13 protein-coding genes are annotated in these 17931 nt (G+C 72.8%); 6 read left to right on the forward strand and 7 right to left on the reverse strand.

All coding sequences use genetic code 11. The features are described from left to right. The first annotated feature begins 495 nt into the window (after window positions 1-495). Complete coding sequence (locus tag ACQKQD_RS21625; RefSeq protein ID WP_427509515.1) at window positions 496-1215, forward strand: hypothetical protein; 720 nt, start codon at window positions 496-498, stop codon at window positions 1213-1215. On the opposite strand, the gene ACQKQD_RS21630 is transcribed toward ACQKQD_RS21625, so the two are convergent. The 5 genes from ACQKQD_RS21630 to ACQKQD_RS21650 all read right to left on the reverse strand — a co-directional run bounded on the left by ACQKQD_RS21630 (window position 1212) and on the right by ACQKQD_RS21650 (window position 8561). Next, window positions 1212-2105: an ABC transporter permease subunit gene (locus ACQKQD_RS21630; protein WP_427509516.1), complete on the reverse strand. Its 894-nt coding sequence runs from the start codon at window positions 2103-2105 to the stop codon at window positions 1212-1214. The two genes, ACQKQD_RS21625 and ACQKQD_RS21630, sit on opposite strands and share 4 nt — an antisense overlap. Next, window positions 2102-2893: a taurine ABC transporter ATP-binding protein gene (locus ACQKQD_RS21635; protein WP_091926361.1), complete on the reverse strand. Its 792-nt coding sequence runs from the start codon at window positions 2891-2893 to the stop codon at window positions 2102-2104. Before ACQKQD_RS21635 ends, ACQKQD_RS21630 begins: the two co-directional genes overlap by 4 nt. A gap of 23 nt (window positions 2894-2916) precedes the next feature. Beyond that, entirely contained in the window at window positions 2917-3930 is a 1014-nt protein-coding gene (tauA, locus tag ACQKQD_RS21640) for a taurine ABC transporter substrate-binding protein (protein WP_427509517.1), read from the reverse strand. Window positions 3931-4344: 414 nt separating this feature from the next. Next, window positions 4345-7803, reverse strand: coding sequence for a PAS domain S-box protein (locus tag ACQKQD_RS21645; RefSeq protein WP_427509518.1), 3459 nt, complete (start codon window positions 7801-7803; stop codon window positions 4345-4347). A 212-nt stretch (window positions 7804-8015) separates the two neighbouring features. Beyond that, window positions 8016-8561 carry a TetR/AcrR family transcriptional regulator gene (locus ACQKQD_RS21650; protein WP_056523340.1) on the reverse strand — a complete coding sequence of 182 codons (546 nt, stop codon included), beginning with the start codon at window positions 8559-8561 and terminating at the stop codon, window positions 8016-8018. Window positions 8562-8673: 112 nt separating this feature from the next. Between ACQKQD_RS21650 and ACQKQD_RS21655 the strand changes: the two genes are divergently transcribed. Further along, window positions 8674-9237 (forward strand): sugar O-acetyltransferase, encoded by a 564-nt coding sequence (locus ACQKQD_RS21655; protein ID WP_056523342.1) that lies wholly within the window; start codon window positions 8674-8676, stop codon window positions 9235-9237. Between the two features lie 319 nt (window positions 9238-9556). Here ACQKQD_RS21655 and ACQKQD_RS21660 read toward each other — a convergent pair whose 3' ends face one another. Beyond that, window positions 9557-11305, reverse strand: coding sequence for an outer membrane beta-barrel protein (locus ACQKQD_RS21660; RefSeq protein ID WP_427509519.1), 1749 nt, complete (start codon window positions 11303-11305; stop codon window positions 9557-9559). Between the two features lie 550 nt (window positions 11306-11855). Here ACQKQD_RS21660 and ACQKQD_RS21665 point away from each other — a divergent pair. Beyond that, entirely contained in the window at window positions 11856-12134 is a 279-nt protein-coding gene (locus tag ACQKQD_RS21665; RefSeq protein WP_427509520.1) for a hypothetical protein, read from the forward strand. Window positions 12135-12308: 174 nt separating this feature from the next. Next, window positions 12309-12626, forward strand: a complete 318-nt coding sequence (locus ACQKQD_RS21670) for a hypothetical protein (protein WP_020093199.1) — start codon at window positions 12309-12311, stop codon at window positions 12624-12626. 30 nt (window positions 12627-12656) lie between these two features. Here ACQKQD_RS21670 and ACQKQD_RS21675 read toward each other — a convergent pair whose 3' ends face one another. Continuing rightward, entirely contained in the window at window positions 12657-15362 is a 2706-nt protein-coding gene (locus ACQKQD_RS21675; protein WP_427509521.1) for an MGH1-like glycoside hydrolase domain-containing protein, read from the reverse strand. A 348-nt stretch (window positions 15363-15710) separates the two neighbouring features. Between ACQKQD_RS21675 and ACQKQD_RS21680 the strand changes: the two genes are divergently transcribed. Further along, window positions 15711-16844 carry a branched-chain amino acid ABC transporter substrate-binding protein gene (locus ACQKQD_RS21680; RefSeq protein ID WP_427509522.1) on the forward strand — a complete coding sequence of 378 codons (1134 nt, stop codon included), beginning with the start codon at window positions 15711-15713 and terminating at the stop codon, window positions 16842-16844. A gap of 122 nt (window positions 16845-16966) precedes the next feature. After that, window positions 16967-17857, forward strand: a complete 891-nt coding sequence (locus ACQKQD_RS21685; protein ID WP_132367608.1) for a LysR family transcriptional regulator — start codon at window positions 16967-16969, stop codon at window positions 17855-17857. Window positions 17858-17931 lie beyond the last annotated feature (74 nt).

Genomic DNA, 17931 nt, shown 5'->3' on the forward strand with positions numbered 1-17931 from the left:
GCCCCGCGTCCAAGCCCCGCATGCAGGCCGAGGGGCCCGGGACGTCCCGGTCCGGGCCGGATCGTGCGCGCCCTGCGCGTCCGCGCGGGCGCTGGACGCGGTCCGTCAGCGCAGCGAGCGCATCAAATGAGGGCGACCGGCGAGCGGGCCGACGCGATCAAGGACGGGTTGGTTCTGCCGACCTCCACGTCCGCTGCCTGGTGGGCCCCACATCTTGTCGGGACGCGGACGTGGATGCAGAGCCGCGCGCGGGCCGGCCCGTTCCTCCGATCCGCAGGGTCTCCGCGCGGACCCATCCGCCGCCGCGCCGTGAACCCATAGCCCCCTTCGTCCCGGCGGCCTGTGCAGTAATGGCGCAACTTACGCCATCTTGTGCAGCTATTTATCCAGATGAATGATTGACGAATCCGACTCTATCGGCTCAGATGATGCGCCTGATGGCGTTCGAACCGGCTCTCAGGTGTCGTCTGGCTCGGGTCGGCAAGGTTCGGTCCCATGAGCTACATGTTCAAGGTCCCCTCCGGCGCCGTGGCGGGGGCGATCGCGCAGCAGATCACGTCACAGGGCTACGCGGTTCTCGAGGATTACGTGAGCCCGGAGGACCTGCGCGTCGCGCAGGCTTTCGTCGCGCGGGCGGTCGCCGCGAAGGGCGGTGAGTACGCGGGTTTCACCGGGACGAAGGATCTCGGCGGCACGTTCCTGGCCGCCCTGCCGGACGACCCGACCTTCAACGCCCTGTGCCGCGGCATCTACGAGAGCGCCGTGGGACGGTCCGCGCCGGATGTCGGCTACTACCAGATCCTGCGCTGTCTGGCGGGACATGGCGCCAGGACGCACTCGATGCGCTTCCACTTCGACTCGTACGTGCTCACGGCCCTCGTCCCCGTCACGATGCCGGACCACGGTACTCCAGGGCGCCTGATCATCCACCCGAACACCCGCGCACTGCGTCGGAGCTACCTCCGCAACCTCGTCGATAAGGCGCTGGTCGACAATCCGCTCGCGCAGAAGCTCCTGACCCGCGCCTACGACCGCGGCAGCGACCGCGTGATCCGCCTGCCGCTGAAGCCGGGAAGCCTGTACTTCTTCTGGGGCTACCGCTCGCTGCACACGAACGAGCCCTGCGCGTCCGACGCGATCCGGGCCACGGCCCTGCTGCACTACGTCGATCCGCACGCGGGCAGCCGGCTCAAGCGGGTGCTGCGGCGGCGCTAGTGTCGGCCCTTCCAGGGCACCAGGACGCGCTCCAGGCCCCGCATCCCGAGCTCGAACAGGCCCGCGAACAGGCCGATCAGCAGGATGCCCATCACCACCACGTCGGTGCGCAGGAAATTGGAGGCGTTGAGGACGAGCTGGCCGAGCCCGGCCTGGGCCGCCACCATCTCGGCGGCCACCAGGGTGGTCCAGCCCACGCCCATGCCGATCCGCAGGCCGATCAGGATCTCCGGCAGCGCCGCCGGGAAGACCACGTGGCGCAGGACCTGCCAGCGGCTCGCCCCGAGGGCGCGCGCGGCGTTGATCTGGTCGACCGAGGCGGAGCGCACCCCCGCCCGCGCGGCGAGCGCCACCGGGGCGAGGCAGGCGAGGAAGATCAGCAGCACCTTCGACAGCTCGCCGATCCCGAACCAGATGATCATCAGGGGCAGGTAGGCGAGCGGCGGCAGCGGCCGGTAGAACTCGATCGGCGGGTCGAGGATGCCCCGGGCGATCCGGCTCGTGCCCATGGCGAGCCCGGCCGGGATGCCCACCAGGGCGGCGAGCGCGAAGGCGCCGAGGACGCGCAGGAGGCTGTCGCCGACGTGGAGCCCGAGCGGGGCGCCGTCGATCTCCCCGCGCCAGGCCTGACCGAAGGCCGCCAGGACCGCCTCCGGCGGCGGCAGGAACAGCGGCTTCACCCAGCCGGCACGGGTGGCGACCAGCCAGAGGCCGAGGGCTGCCAGCACCGTGGCGGCGCTGACCGCCGGCACCAGGATCCCGCGGCGGCGGCGGATTCCGGTGCGCGCCAGCGGGGCCGTCGCCGGAGCCGAGGCCGGGGCCGTGTCCGGGATCACGTCCGGGATCACGTCCGGGACCGCGTCCGGCGCGGCGCGGGGCAGACCGCTCATCGGACGGCCTCGGACGCCGCGCCGGCGCCGCCGCGGATGCGCGCGAGCACGCGCTCGCGCACGGCGATGAAGGCGGGGTCCGACTTCACGGCCCGCGCGTCGCGGCCCTCGACGAACGCCCGGGAGAAGGGCAGGTCCAGCGTCTCGACGATGCGGCCGGGCCGCGGGCTCATGATCACCAGCCGGGTGGCGAGGAACACCGCTTCCTCGACGTCGTGGGTGATGAAGAAGGCCATCTTGCCGGTCCGGTGCCAGATCCGGAGGATCAGCTCCTGGATCTGCTCGCGGGTGAAGGCGTCCAGCGCGCCGAGCGGCTCGTCCATCAGCAGGGCGCGCGGGTCTCCGGCGAGCGCCCGGGCGAGGCCGACCCGCTGCTGCATCCCGCCCGAGAGCTCGTAGACCTTCCGGTCGGCGCAGTCGGGCAGGCCGACGAGGTCGAGCGTCGCCAGGGCGATCCGCCGCCGCTCCGCCCGGGGCACGCCCCGCATCTTCGGTCCGAAGGCCACGTTCTCGGCGACGTCCAGCCAGGGCATCAGGGCGTGGCGCTGGAACACCACGCCCCGCTCGGCCCCCGGACCCCGGACCGGCGCGCCGTCGAGGAGGATGCGGCCCTCGGTGGGCGCCAGGAATCCCGCGATCGCCGAGAGCAGGGTGGTCTTGCCGCAGCCCGAGGCGCCGAGCGCCACCACGAACTCCCCGGGACCGATGGTCAGGTCGATCCCCGACAGCGCGGCGACCGCGTCGGCGCCCTGCCCGTAGCGGACGCTCAGGTTGCGGATCTCGATCATGGGCCCTCCGGTCCGGGGACAGGCTATTTCCGGGCCGCGTCCACGACCTCCGTCGTGACGAACCGGGCGTAGTCGGGCGCCAGCGCCTGCACGCGCCCCTGCGCCTTCAGGAAGGCGGCGGTCTCGGTGAGGGCCTTGGCGGCGGCGCCCCCGAGCCAGGCCGGGGAGGCCTGCGCCTCCAGGGTCGGGAACCGGTAGGCCGCGAGGCTCGCGGGCACCTCGGCGAGCGCCGAGCCGCTGATCCGGGCCACCGCCGCCACCTCCGGCGCGTCGGCGCCCCAGGGCCTGGCGGCGTAGGCCGCGTCCTGGGCGGCGATCAGCCGGACGAGCGTCACCAGGAAGTCCCGGTTCCGCGCCGCCCAGGCCCGGTCGACCACGAGGCCGTCGAAGGTCGCCTTGCCCCGGCGGGCGAGGTCGCCGGCCGAGACCACCACGGTGCCGGACTTCTTCACCCGGGCGAGCACCGGGTCCCAGATGAAGGTCGCGTCGATGTCGCCCCGCTCCCAGGCGGCGGCGATCTCGGGCGGCCGCATGTTGAGGATCCGGACGTCGGCCTGCGTCAGTCCGGCCTCCGCCAGGGCGGCGATCAGCTGGTAATGCGCGGTCGACACGAACGGCACCGCGACCGTCTTGCCGCGCAGGTCGGCCACGCCCGTCACGCCGCTGCCGGCGCGGGCCACGAGCTGCTCGGCGTCGGCGATCTCGTCGAGGATCCAGAACAGCTGGATGTCGAGCCCCTGCGAGGCGGCCGCCGCGATCGGGCTCGACCCCGCCTCGCCGATCTGGACGCTGCCCGAGGCCATGGCGCGGATCACGTCGCCGCCGCCGCCGAACTTGCGCCAGTGGATCGTGTAGCCGGTCGCCTTCTCGATCGCCCCGGAGGCCATCAGGGCGCGGAACGGCACCACCATGTCCTGGTGGGCGAAGGTGACCTCCCGGTCGGCCGCGCGGGCGGTGCCGGGGAACGGCGCGCCGAGAACCAGGGCGGCCAGGGCGGCCAGCGCGACGGCGCGGCGGTGCGGACCGGCAGATGTCATGAGATGTCCCCCATTCCGGCCGGCCCGGCGCGGGAGCGACTCGGGCGGCCGGGCGCAGGGTCGACCGAGCTCGGCCACGAAGGCAAGGGCCCGCGCCCTGCCCGGGTCGCGCCCGGGATCCGCCTCGCGCCGCGGCCCCCGCGGCGGTGCGCGGGTCCCGGGCAGCCGCCCGCGGCGGTGCGCGGACCGCGCGCGCCGGAATATCCATCTCCCCGGACGCGCGCGATACCCGGTGCCGTTCTCCGAACCGCCCTCGCCGGAGGCGCCCGCCATCGTCGTCCCGGAGTCGCGGCCCGGCGGGCGCGCCGCCGCCGCGGGACCGCCGGCTGGAAGATCGTTCCTCGCCGCCGCGTGCCTGGGAGACGAGAATTTGGGCGTGCAAAACCCGCGGGCCGGCTCCGGCGGCGCCCCCGCTCAGGCCGCGCGCAGCACCGCGATCTCGTCGATCGTGGCGGCCGCCTGGGCCCGGAGCGCGGCCAGCAGCGCGGTGACGTCCTCGCCCGCGCGGCAGGCCGTCTCGAAGGCCCGGCAGGTCGCGGCCAGATCCAGGAAGCCGATCATGCTGGCCGCCGACACCATGGCGTGCGCGTCCCCCATCAGCCGCGTCCGGTCGCCGTCGGTCGCCGCCGGCCCGAACCGCTCGGCGAGCTCCTTCGCCAGCATCGCCAGGAGGTCGCCCATGCGCGCCTGGCCGACCATCGCGGTCATCTCATCCAGGGTGGCCCGGTCGATCGTCCCCGCGCGGTGCGGCGGCTCGGCGCGAGGGGCCGCCCATCGGTCGATCGCGGCGAGCAGCGCGTCCGCGCGGAACGGCTTGCCGATATGGTCGTCGAGCCCGGCGGCGCGCAGCTCGGCCACCTGCTGCGGCAGGACGTTCGCCGTCATCGCGAGGATCGGCAGGCGGCCGGCGGCGCCGCCCAGGGCGCGGATCCGCCGGGTCGCCGCGATGCCGTCCATCACGGGCATCTGCACGTCCATCAGGACGACGTCGTAGGACCGCGCCTGGACGGCCGCCACCGCGGCGACCCCGTCGGCCACCACGTCCACCGCGTGCCCGGCGCGCTCCAGGATCATCCGGGCGAGGTCCTGGTTGAGCGGCACGTCCTCGGCCAGGAGCAGGCGGCGGCCGGTCGCGCGGGCGATCGCCGAGGCCGGCGCGGTCGCGCGGGCCGGCGGGACGGCGGCGGGCAGGTCGGCCTCGAACCAGAAGGTCGAGCCGTGCCCGACCGTGCTCGCGACGCCGATCGTCCCGCCCATCAGCGTGACGAGGGATTTCGAGATGGCGAGCCCCAGCCCGGTGCCGCCGTACTCGCGGCTGATCGAGCCGTCGACCTGCGAGAAGCGCCGGAACAGGCGGTCGCACTTGTCGGTCGGGATCCCGATGCCGGTGTCGCGGACCGCGAAGCGCAGCCGCGTCCCGCCGATCGCGTCCGGGCTGACCCGGACCGAAAGGTCGATGCCGCCCGACGCGGTGAACTTCACGGCGTTGTTGAGCAGGTTGAGCAGGATCTGCCGGAGGCGGTCCTCGTCGCCCTCGACCCAGTCGGGCAGGCCCGGGCCTTGGGCGAGCGTGAGGGCGAGCCCCTTGCGCTCCGCGGAGGGGCGCACGATCGACACCGCGTTGTCGATCAGCGCCTCCAGGGCGAAGGGCCGGGGCACGATCTCGATCTGCCCGGCCTCGACCTTCGAGAAGTCGAGGACGTCGTTGACCACGGTCAGGAGCGCGGCCCCGGCGGTGCGGATGCGGTCGGCGTTCCGGCGCGCCGACGGTCCGAGATCCGTCCCGTCGAGGAGCAGGTCGGCGTAGCCGATCACCCCGTTGAGCGGCGTGCGGATCTCGTGGCTCATGGCGGCGAGGAACTCGCTCTTGGCCGCGCTCGCCCGCTCCGCCTCCAGGCGCGCGGCGTCGGCCGCCGCCTTGGCGGCGAGGAGCGCCGCCTCGGCGGCCTTGCGGGCGGTGACGTCGATGTTGAGGCCGATCATCCGCCGCGCCTGCCCGGGCGCGCCGCGCCCGACGCCGTTGATCCAGCGCACGCCGCCGTCCGCGGTGGGGACCCGGAACTCGATCGAGAAGGTCTGCCCGGCGGCCGCGGCCGCGGCCGCGATCCGCAGCGCCCGCTCGCCGTCGGCGCGGTCGATCAGGGCGAGCCAGTCCCGGGTGTCGAGGGCGTGGTTCCGGTCGGTCTCGATGCCGTGGAGCCGCGCGCTCTCGGGGGACCACTCGATCCGGCCGCTGTCGAGGTCGAGGTGCCACGTCCCGGCATGGGCGGCCTGCTGGGCGAGGTGCAGCAGGCTGCTGGCGTCCTCCACGGCGCGCCGGGCGGTGACGATCTCGTCGATGTCGAGGGCGGTGCCGAGCATGCCCACCATGCTCTCGCCCTGCCAGATCGGCAGGAGCACGATCTTGTGCCAGCGGTAGGCGCCGTCGTGCCGCTGCAGGCGGCCCTCGACCTCGTAGGGCGCGCGGCGGGCGGGCGCCTCCGACCACAGCCGCTCCATCCGCTCCGTGTCGTCGGGATGCGTCCGGGCGATCCGGGCGGCGCGCGTCGGGCCGATCGGGCCGTAGTAATCCTCGAAGCGCCGGTTGACGTAGGAGGCGTCGCCGGTCTCCGTGCTGGCGATCCAGACGAGCTGCGGCAGCGCGTCGGCCAGGGCGCGGTAGCGGGCCTTGCTCAACCGCAGGGCGTCCTCCGCGGCCTTGCGGGCGCTCACGTCGCGCAGGGTCGCCACGTAGCCGTCCGGGGCGCCGGTCGCCCGATCGTGGGTCAGGCTGAACGAGATCTCCACCCAGACCCAGTGCCCGTCCCGGTGCCGGTAGCGCTGGGAGGTCAGGGCGCGGGACGCGCGGCCGCCGGTGAGGTCGTCGAGGACGCGGCGGTACGCGCCGACCTCGTCGGGATGGACGAAGTCGAGGGGATGGGTGCCGATCAGCTCCTGCGGATCGTAGCCCAGGACGGCGCGCACCGCCGGCGAGACGTAGCGGCGGCGGGCGGTCAGGTCGGACCAGATGATGATGTCGGTGGCGTTCTCGGCCAGCAGCCGGTAGCGGCGCTCGCTCTCCTCCAGGTCCCGCTCGGCGATCCGGTTCTGGGTCACGTCGCCGAAGGTCAGGACCGTGCCGCCGTCCGGCAGGGCCGCGCACCGGACCTCCAGGATCGGGCCGCCGGGCAGGCGCCAGTCGAACAGCGGCGGCAGCCCGGCGCGCGCGCCCGTTCCGAGGCCCGGATCGGACCCGGCCGCCGCGCAGTCGCCGCGGGCCCGCTGGTAGGCGCGGATGTCCGGGAGGGCGACGCCCGCCCGCAGGACGTCGTCCGGCAGGTCGAGCAGGTCCGCGGCGCTCCGGTTGAACGCGCGCACCCGCTGGTCGGCGTCGAGGACGACGAGGCCCTGGTCCAAGCTGTCCAGCGTGCCGCGCAGGATCATGTCGGTCTCGCGCGCCCGCCGCTCCGACCGGACGAGGTCAGTCACGTCGAGGATGAGGCCGTGCAGGGCGACGAGCGCGCCCTCGGGCCCGAACTCGGGCAGCCCCTGGATGATCGCGTCCAGCACGGTCCCGTCCGGGCGGACGATGCGGGCCCGCGCCTGGTAGGGGATTGCCGGCCGGCTTCCTTCCAGGATCCCCTCGAGCCGCGCGACCAGGGCGGCGCGGTCGTCCGGATGATAGCACGCGACGTGCTCGGCGAGCGGCAGGTCGCACGCGCCGGGCGTCCCGAGCAGCCGCGCGAGACTCGCCGATCGGGTCACCCGGCGGGTCCGCGGATCGAGACGCCACTGCCCGAAGCCGGGGCCCCCGTCCCAGGGTGCAGGCTCGCCCGCGGCCCGGCGCAGAGCGGGATCCGGCGGCGCGGCCGGGCGGGTCGCGTCAATCTGCATCGGCCCCAGGGTTCCCCACCACCGGCGCGGACCGCGCCCGGGCGCGCCCTCGGCACGCATCGGGGCGAACCTGCTCGCGCGACGGTTGCTGATTCCTTGCCGGCACCGTGCGGCATTCGGCACCTGTCCGGCCGGCGATCACGATCGCTTGAGGGGCCGGCGCGCGGCGTCCCCGGCCCGGTGCGGGGACGGGTGCGGGGACGGGTGCGACCCTACCGCACCAGCCGCTCCACGATCGCCCGCACCTGCGCCCGATCCGCCGGCTGCGGGTCGACCGAGCGGTGGATCGTCAGGCCCTCGATCACGGCGTCGAGGGCCTTGGCGGTCTCCGGCGCGAAGTGCCGTTCCAGGGCGGCCCGGCTCTTGGCCATCCAGTCCTGCATGACCCGGCGCAGCGGCGGGTTCCGGGCCGCGAAGGCGTAGAGTTCGTAGCTCAGCAGCATCGTGCGCGGGCTCGCCCAGAGGTCGCTCACGATCAGGTCGACCACGGCCTCGCAGGCCTCATCGACGGTCGCGGCCGCGGCGAGCCGGTCGGCGAACCGCGCCGAGACCGTGTCGGCGAGCCCGGTGAACGCCTCGGTCAGAAGCGCGTCGAGGCTGTCGAAATGGTAGGTCATGGAGCCCAGCGGCACGTCGGCCGCCGCCGCGACCCGGCGGTGGGTCGTGCCGGCGACGCCGTGCTCGGCGACGACGTCGAGGGTCGCCCGGATGATGCGCGCCCGGCGATCCGGGTCGAAACGGCGCTGGGCGGCGGGCAAGGGGACCTCCTCGGATCCGGTTCAGGGCAGCCGGGCCGTGACGCGCGCGGCCTTGATATGTACATCTGTACGCATAGCTAGGGTCCGACGCGGCCGGAGGGAGGTCCCCACCATGAACACAGAGATCGTGAAGACCCAGAAGCAGAGGATGCTGGCGGGCGAGCTGTACTGCGCCGACGACCCGGAACTGGCCGCCGACAACCGGCGCATCTCGGAATGGATGGACCGGTATAACGCCGCGCAGACGCGGAGCCAGCCCGAGCGGCAGGCGCTCCTGGAGGAGGCCTTCGCGCGGGTCGGCCCGGGCTGCAACATCCGGCCGCCGTTCCACTGCGACTACGGCTACAACATCAGCCTGGGCCGCGGCGTGTTCCTGAACTTCGGGTGCAGCATCCTCGACGTGATGTCGGTCACGATCGGCGACCTGACGCAGATCGGCACGGCCGTGCAGATCCTGACCCCCGATCATCCGCGCGACCCGGCCCAGCGCCGGCAGATGCTGGAATTCGCCCGCCCGGTGGTGATCGGCGCCAATGTCTGGATCGGCAGCGGCGCGATCATCCTCCCCGGGGTCACGATCGGCGACGACGCGATCGTCGGGGCGGGCAGCGTGGTGACGCGCGACGTCCCGGCCGGCGCCACCGTGGTGGGGAACCCGGCCCGGCCGCGGCCGTGAGGGGGTGCGGGCGCGCGGGGCGCGTGCTGCGTGGGGGAGCGGTCCGGCCGCGTCGGCCCTCCGTCGAGCGTGCCGGCGCTCCCGTCCGGGCCGGAACTCCCGTCCGGGCCGGACCTGCCGGGGACGCCGACGACCGGTCGCGGCCGGTTCACGCGGCCGCGCGGCCAAGCTGAGCGGCCCCGCGGCGTCGCTGCCGCGGGCCGGGGGGGGCGATGCCGGGATCGAGGCACCGGGATATCGAGGCACCGGAATCGAACGGCCGGCGCGGCCCGTCCCCTGGCCTGCCGTGCCCGCGTTCGGGCGCGGCGTGGCGGCTGGATCAGTCCTTGCGGATCGGGGCCGCCGGAGCGCCTGTCTCGCCGAAGCCGAAATCGGCCAGCCGGTAGGAGAGCTGCGCGAAGCCGCCGTAGCGACCGGTCTCGAACTTCATCGGGCTGGGCGGCGAGAGCGGGAAGGCCGTCGTGTGCGCCTTGTCGGCCTGGAGCTGCCAGTAGCGGCCGCCGACGCCGACGCTGACGGACGGCGTCAGGTCGTACGAGATGATCCCCTCCAGGAAGTAGCCGTCGCCGCGGCCGCCTTCCGGCCCCGGATTGATGTCGGGCCGCAGCCAGTGCCGGTCGACGCCGCTCAGGCTCACGACCGGCAGGTAGGCGCCTTCCAGGCTCAGCCGGACCCGCTCGAACCGCGCTTCGCCGATCACGCCGACGCGCAGCGCGTTCCACTGCATGCTCTCGCCCAGCGTCTTCATGCTGGTCGGGTAGGGTCTGGCGCAGGGAGCCCCGCCCGCCACCTGACGGCAGCCATAGCCGTTATACAGTTCGGACGCGAACTGGTAGCCGAGGAAGCCGCCGAGCTTGTACCCGTCCCGGCGCAGCACGTCGTAGCCGAGATCGATCACGCCGTAGCCGATATCGCCGTCCTTGATCGGCGACAGCGTCTTCGAATAGCGGCGCAGGGCGGGCGGGAAGTCCTCGTCGGCGAGGCGGCCGCCGGTGACGCCGCCCGAGCCGAGGAAGCCCTTGGCGAACAGGCCGGTGGGGTTGTGCTCGAGCCGTGCGAAGCTCTCGCCGGCATGCGCCTGGGTGTTGTTGTAGGTCAGGCGCGAATTGAGCTGGCCGGGCGCGTCGGGGTCGCCGAGCTTCTCGCGCGGTGTCCCGGAGCTGAAGAAGTAGCGCAGGCCGCCCTCGAAATCCCAGGTGGCCGGGCCTGCCGACGCGATCGGGGCCAGGGTGGGAAGCCCGGCTCCGAACCGGTAGTTGAGGCCGACGCGGGCCAGGAAGCCGTCCGTCGCGACCCGCGTGCCGGCGTGGTAGCCGGTCAGCACGGGGTACGACGGAGCCGGGAGGACCGCCCGGGAGCCGAGATCGTAGTAGAGACCCTCGACCTTGGCGGAGAGGTGCTCGCTGAAGGCGTGCTCGATGCCGGCGCCGGCCACGTAGCCCAGGCGCACCGCGCCCTGGCGCCCGTCGAACAGCGGGAAACCGGCCAACGACAGGTTGTTGTCGGTCCGGACCGTGCCCGCGGCGAGGCCGCCCGTGGCGTAGACGAGGGTGCGATCGACGGCGAAGCCGATCCTGCCGCGCAGGGTGGCGAGTTCGTCCAGCCTCTGGCCGGAATGGGCGACGCTGCGGCGATAGAAGCCGCCGCCCGCGGCCGGAAAGGCGCCCTCGCGGCGATCGTAGCCCCACAGCCGGGTGAATTGGTAATCCGCGGCGGCGCCGGCGACGAAGCCGGAATTCACCTGCCAATCGTAGCCGACCTCGGCGCCGCCGACGAAGCTCCCGTCCGAGGCCCGCTTCGATGGAATGACTGGGCAGTTCCGGGCTCCGGGCTGCCCGTCCGGACCTGTGCAGACGAACTGCGTGGCCCGGTCGAGGGTCCCGTAACCGGCGAACAGGCCGGCATGCGCTCCGGTCCAGGAGAAGATCGGCACGGCCGTCGCCGCCGGCGGAAGGGCCCGCCGCGGGAGGTCCGCCGCCATCGCGGTCTGCGACAGCAGGCACAGGAGAAGTCCGGAACTCGAGATGCGGTACATGTAGTGTCCCCCGCCGCGCGTCGTCGAAGGCATGAGCGTCAAGGTCTCTTCGCCGGTAAGGCTTCGGATGCCGAAGCGGAGCTTCTGCTGATCTCGCGCGGTTCGCATGATGCGTTCTTATGATTAGGTCATGATGTCTCGATTCTGAAGCGTGGATTTTCGAGATGTTTCCTCAAATTTGACTGATTATGCAATCGTTGAGACGAGAATGATATTTTATAGATCTCACGGATTTCATAGAATGAGTATTTTGAGGATGTATTCGAGTCATTGTGGGCGGAGATGTTGCTCTGATCTTCGGTCGTGCCGCGGCTTGGTTCCGTTCGCTTTTGCGGCCGGGTGATGCGTTCGTGCATCACCTGTGCCCTGCCCGGTCCAGCCCAGGGCGGCCACGGGGCCCGGCCGCCGGCCCGACGCGATGCCCGTCGCGATACCGCTCCGGCGCGTTCCTGGCGGGGCGGCCCGGTCCGGGGAACCATCCGGGCGGCCCGAGCCTTCCTGGGCGGGATTGCGGGCGGATCCGGCCGCGAGTCCCCTGGAAACGCCCGCCCGTCTTCCCGGGCGGCGAGAGAGGAAACCTCACGTGCGTTCAACGATCATTGCCGCCGCCCTGCTGGCGGCCCTCGGCTCCGCCGTCGCGAGCCCGGCCTCCGCCGCGCCGATCGGCCCCGGCACGGGCGTGTCGGCGCCCGCCGGCATGGTCTCGACGGTCCAGATGGATCCCGTCGAGCGCCACATGATGCGCCGTCGCATGGAGCGCCGGATGATGCGCCACCGGATGGAGCGCCACATGATGCATCGGGAGATGCGCCGCGAGATGCGCCACCGCGAGATGCGTCGCGAGATGATGCGCCGCATGTGACGCGCATCCGCGCCGGGGCTGCGTCCGCCCCGGCGCGGGCCGGGGCAGAGCCGCGAGGCGGGCTTCCCGCATCGCGGGGCTGGGCTCGGGCTGGCCGGGGGTGCCACGTCCGAGGCGATCGAACCATCCGCGCCCCGACGCGTTTCTGGCCACCGACAAGGGAGGATTGGTACGATGAAGGCGATTCTGGCAGCGGCCGCGGTGAGCCTCGGCATTCTGGGCGTGGTCGGCCCGGTCTCCGCGCAGCCGCGCCCCGACTACGACGATTACGGCGGGCGCGGTTACCGCGACCGCGGCGACTACGATTACCGGGATCGCGGCTACCGCGACCGGGACGATTACCGCGGCCGCGCCAATTACGGGTTCGACGAGCGCGAGTACCTGCGCTGCAACCCGGATGTCCGCCGCGCCGTGGCCAACGGCCAGATGGAATCGGGCGCCGCCCACTACAAAGTGTTCGGGCGTCGCGAAGGTCGGCGGCTGAGCTGCTGACCGGATCGGCCGGCTCCCGGCCGGGCGCGCCTATCGCGGGCGTGCCCGGTCGCGCAGCAGGTTGATGATGAGGGCCGTCCAGCCGGTCTGGTGCGCGGCGCCGAGGCCCCGCCCCGTATCCCCGTCGAAGAACTCGTGGAACAGCAGCGCCTCCTCGGCACCCGGCGCCGGGGCGATCGGCGGCCGGGTCCCGAAGGCCGGTCGGCGCCCGGTCCCGTCCTTGGCGAACAGCGCGATCAGGCGGTCCTCGAGGGCGTCCGCGATGGCGCTGAGCGTCAGTATCGCGCCCGAGCCCGTCGGGTACTCCACTAGGAAGTCGTCGCCGTAATAGGTGTGGAAGCGCCGCAGCGCCTCGACGATGAGGAAGTTCATCGGCATCCAGACCGGGCCGCGCCAGTTCGAGTTGCCGCCGAACATGTTCGAGGTGGAATCGGCCGGGTCGTACCGGACCGTGAAGGAGGCGCCGAGCTCGTTGAGCACGTAGGGCGCGTCGCGGTGCACCTTCGACAGGGAGCGCACGCCGTAGGGCGAGAGGAACTCGGCCTCGTCGAGCATGCGGCGCAGCAGCGCCTTCATCCGGTGGCCGCGCAGCAGCGACAGCAGCTTGCGGTCCTTCACGCCCCCCTCGGTCCAGCGGGAGACCAGGCGGGCGAGGTGGGGCCGGTTCTCCAGCACCCAGTTCAGGCGCCGGGCGAAGTCCGGCAGCCGGTGGAGCACGGAGGGCTCGATCACCTCGACGGCGAAGAGCGGGACCAGCCCGACCATCGAGCGGACCCGCAGCGGCAGCATCCCGCCGCCGGGGATGTCGACCTCGTCGTAGTAGAATTCGTCGGTCTCGTCCCACAGGCCGTAGCCCTGCCCGTCCCCGCCCGACCCGCCCATGTCGGTCATGGCCTCGGCGATCAGCAGGAAGTGCTCGAAGAACTTGGAGGCGGTGCTCTCGTAGACGTCGTTGTGGAGGGCGAGCTCCAGGGCGATGCGCATCATGGTGAGCGCGTACATCGCCATCCAGGCGGTGCCGTCGGCCTGGTGCACCACCCCGAAGCCCGGGGGCGGGCGCGAGCGATCGAACACGCCGACATTGTCGAGCCCCAGGAAGCCCCCCTGGAACACGTTGCGGCCCTGCGCGTCCTTGCGGTTCACCCACCAAGAGAAGTTGATCAGGAGCTTGTGGAACACGCCTTCCAGGAAGGCGAGGTCGCCGCGCCCGCCCCGCCGGTCCCGGTCGATCTCGAACACCCGGTAGGCGGCCCAGGCGTGGACCGGCGGGTTGGCGTCGCCGAACTCCCACTCGTAGGCCGGGAGCTGGCCGTTCGGGTGCATGTACCATTCGCGGGTGAGCAGCAGGAGCTGCTTCTTGGCGAAGTCCGGGTCCAGCAGGGCGAGCGGCAGGCAGTGGAAGGCGAGGTCCCAGGCGGCGAACCAGGGATATTCCCAGGTGTCGGGCATCGACAGCACGTCGGCCGCCGCGAAGTGGCGCCACTGGCCGTTGCGGCCGCCCGCGCGCCCCCGGGGCGGCGGCGGCTGGAGCGGGTCGCCCTCCAGCCAGCGCCGCACGTCGTAGCTGTAGAGCTGCTTCGACCAGATCAGGCCGGCGGCGGCCTGGCGGAAGATCGCGCGGGAATCCGCGCTCGCGATGCCGTCCTGCAATTCCTCGTAGAACGCGTCCGCCTCGGCCACCCGGCGGCGGACCAGGGACCCGTCGTCGACGGCCCGGGCGCGCAGGCCCGCCGACAGCCTCAGGCGGATCCGGGCGGTCTCCCCGGGCGCCAGCCGCAGCGCGTAGTGCAGGCCGAGCTTGGTGCCCGCGTCCCGGCGCACCGAGGCGGGATCGCCGTCGACGATCGCCGCGTGGAGACCGTCCTTGAACGGCCCCGCGGCGTCCGGCTGCCCGCCGTGCCGCCGCAGGTTGGTGTCGTTCTCGCAGAATAGCAGGTCCGGCGCCCCGTCGAAGGCGAGCCGGTACGGCCCGAGCCGCTCGTGCGTGCAGACGGCGCCCCCGTCGGGCGCGCGGGCGATCCGCGGGCGCGCCTGCCCGGCCTCCCACGACCACGTGTTGCGGAACCAGAGCTGCGGGACGAGGTGGAGGTCGGCGGGCTCGGGCCCCCGGTTCAGCGCGGTGATCACCGCGTGGACGTCGTCGGCGTCGGCCTTGGCGTACTCCACGGTGACGTCGAAGAACCGGTCCCCGTCGAAGACGCCCGTCTCCTCGATCTCGTACTCGGGCTGCTCCCGCCCGCGCCGCCCGTTCTCGTCGACGAGGTCCGCGTAGGGGAAAGCCGCCTGCGGGTAGCGGTACAGCATCTTCAGGTAGGCGTGGCTCGGGACCGCGTCGAGGTAGTGGTAGACCTCCTTCACGTCCTCGCCGTGGTTGCCCTCCTGGTTGGTCAGGCCGAACAGCCGCTCCTTGAGGATGCGGTCGCGCCCGTTCCAGAGGGCGAGGGCCAGGCACAGGTTGCCGCGCTCGTCGCAGATCCCGGCCAGCCCGTCCTCGCCCCAGCGATAGGCGCGCGAGCGGGCGTCCTCGTGCGTCAGGGCGGCCCAGGCGTTGCCGCAGGGGCTGTAATCCTCCCGCACGGTCCCCCATTGCCGCTCGCTGAGATAGGGGCCCCAGAGTGACCACGCCCGGTCGCCCCGTCCCTGCTCGGCGATCCGGCGGCGCTCGGCCCAGTCCACCGACGCGTCTCGACCCTCGCCCCGATGCCTGTCCCGATCCTCGTCCGCGCGCGGCCCCATCAGCCGCGTCCCGGACGCGGGCCCGGTCGGCCGGGGCTGGGGGTGCGGCGGGGACGGGAGGCGGTCATCGGTCACGGCGGGTTGCTGCGGATGCGCCGGCCCGATGCATCATCGGCGCCATCCCGACCCGTCGGGCCTTCGGGCCGCCGCACGGCTCCGTGAGGGCCCGCCGGCCGATCGCGCGCCCGCGCCGGTGACCGTCTCGGCCCGCCCCCAAACCTTGACCCCGGTGAAGGTGAGCGACAGGATCGCGCCGGGTGATCTGCGACACGACGCGCGGGGATTCGCGTTGATCTATCCGAATTCAGCGTTCGTCGGCGATCTGTCCGGCCACATCTTGGGGGAAAGATGACGCGACTATTGATGGCCGGCCTGGCCGGGCTGCTGTTCATGACCGCGGCGCAAGGTCAGGAGGGCGGCGCGCCGGTGAAGATCGGCGTCGCCGCGCCCATGACCGGGCCGAACGCGGCTTTCGGCGCCCAGATCCGGAACGGCGTGAGCCAGGCGGTCGAGGACATCAACAGGGCCGGCACGCTGAAGGGCACGACGCTGACCGTCACGGTCGGCGACGACGCCTCCGACCCGAAGCAGGGCGTCTCGGTGGCCAACAAGTTCGCCAGCGATGGCGTGAAGATGGTCGTCGGCGACTACAATTCCGGCGTCACGATCCCGGCCTCCGACGTCTATCTCGACGCCGGCATCATCCAGGTCACGCCGGCCTCCACGAGCGTGAAGTTCACCGAGCGCGGCATGTGGAACACGTTCCGCACCTGCAGCCGCGACGACCAGCAGGGCGCGGTGGCGGGCAGCTACCTGGCCGCGCACTTCCCGGGCAGGAAGATCGCCTTCGTCCACGACAAGACCCCCTACGGCAAGGGGCTGGCCGACGAGACGCTGAAGGCTTTCAGGGCCAGGGGCGGCAAGGAGGTGCTGTTCGAGGGCATCAACCCGGGCGAGAAGGATTACGCGGCGCTCGTCTCCAAGATGAAGTCCGCCAACGTCGACGTCGTCTATTTCGGCGGCGTGCACACCGAGGCCGGGCTGATCATCCGGCAGATGCGCGATCAGGGCCTCGCCGCCCGCATGATGAGCGGCGACGCCATCCCCGACAAGGAATTCGTCCAGATCGCCGGCCCGGGCGCGGCCGGGACCCTGATGACCTTCGCGCCGGACGCCCGCAAGAACCCGAACGCCAGGGGCGTGGTGGCGGCGTTCAACGCCCGGGGCATCGATCCCGAGGCCTACACGCTCTACGCCTACGCGGCCGTGCAGGTCCTGGCCAAGGCGATGGCCGAGACCGGCTCCAGCGACGGCAAGGCGCTCGCCGACTGGCTGCACCGGGGCAAGCCGGTGGACACGGTGGTCGGCCCGATCGCCTACGACGGGAAGGGCGACCTCACCCGCCCCGACTACGTCATCTACGAGTGGACCAAGGGGCCGGACGGCCGGATCGACTATGCCGGGCACGAGGTGACCCCGTAGGCCGGTCGGGCCCGGAGGCCGCCGCCTTACCTAATTGGATGAGGGCGGCGATCTCAACGTGGCCGCCGCGAAGGCCTTATGCTCCCGCCCGACTGCGCCGCGGTCCGGGAGAGGGAGCCTTCATGTTCGACTTCAGCCAGCTCCGGTGCTTCGCCGCCGTGGCGGAGGAGCTGCATTTCGGGCGTGCGGCCGCCCGGCTGAACATGACGCAGCCGCCGCTGTCGCGGCAGATCCAGGTCCTGGAGCGCGTCCTCGACGTGCAGCTCCTGGAGCGCACCAGCCGCACGGTCCGGCTGACCGCCGCCGGTCGCAGCTTCCTGCCCGAGGCGCAGCGCATCCTGCGGCTCGCCGAGACCGCGACCCACGTCACCCGGCAGGTCGCGGCGGGGCGCGCGGGCGTCCTCAAGTTCGGCTTCACGGCGGCCTCGGCCTACGACTTCCTGCCGCGCCTCGTCACCGCGTTCCGGCGGGCGCTGCCGGACGTGACGCTCGCGCTGCGCGAGATGGTCAGCAAGGACCAGATCGAGGAGCTGCTCGCCGGCCGGATCGACGCCGCGCTGGTGCGCCCGCCCGTGACGCACCCGGACCTGATCGCCGTCCGGGCGCTGGCCGAGCCCCTGGTGGTGGCCCTGCCGGCCGGGAACCCCCTGGCCCTGCGCGACGGGCTCACCCCCGCCGATCTCGGGCGCGAGCCGCTCATCGGCTACGCGCCCAACGAGGCGCGCTACTTCCACGACCTCGTCCTCGGCCTGCTCGCCGAGGCCGAGATCCGGCCCCCGACGGTCCAGCAGCTCACGCAGATCCACTCGATCCTGGCCCTCGTCCGGGCGGCGCTCGGCGTCGCCCTGGTGCCGGCCGCCGCCGAGCGCCTGCGCTTCGAGGGCGTGGTGTTCCGCCCCCTCGTCCTGCCGGCGCCGCGCCCGGTGGAACTGCTCCTCGCGTGGCGGCGCGACGCGGACGACCCTCTCATCGCCCAGCTGGTCTCGATCGTGGCCGAGATGCCGCCCGCGTGAGCCCGCACGGTCGATCGATGCGCGATCCGCATCGATCGATCCAGTGTTTGGCTTTGACCTCGCGGCGGAAGGCT

The organism is Methylobacterium sp. NPDC080182, from assembly GCF_050281105.1.
Taxonomy (GTDB): domain Bacteria; phylum Pseudomonadota; class Alphaproteobacteria; order Rhizobiales; family Beijerinckiaceae; genus Methylobacterium.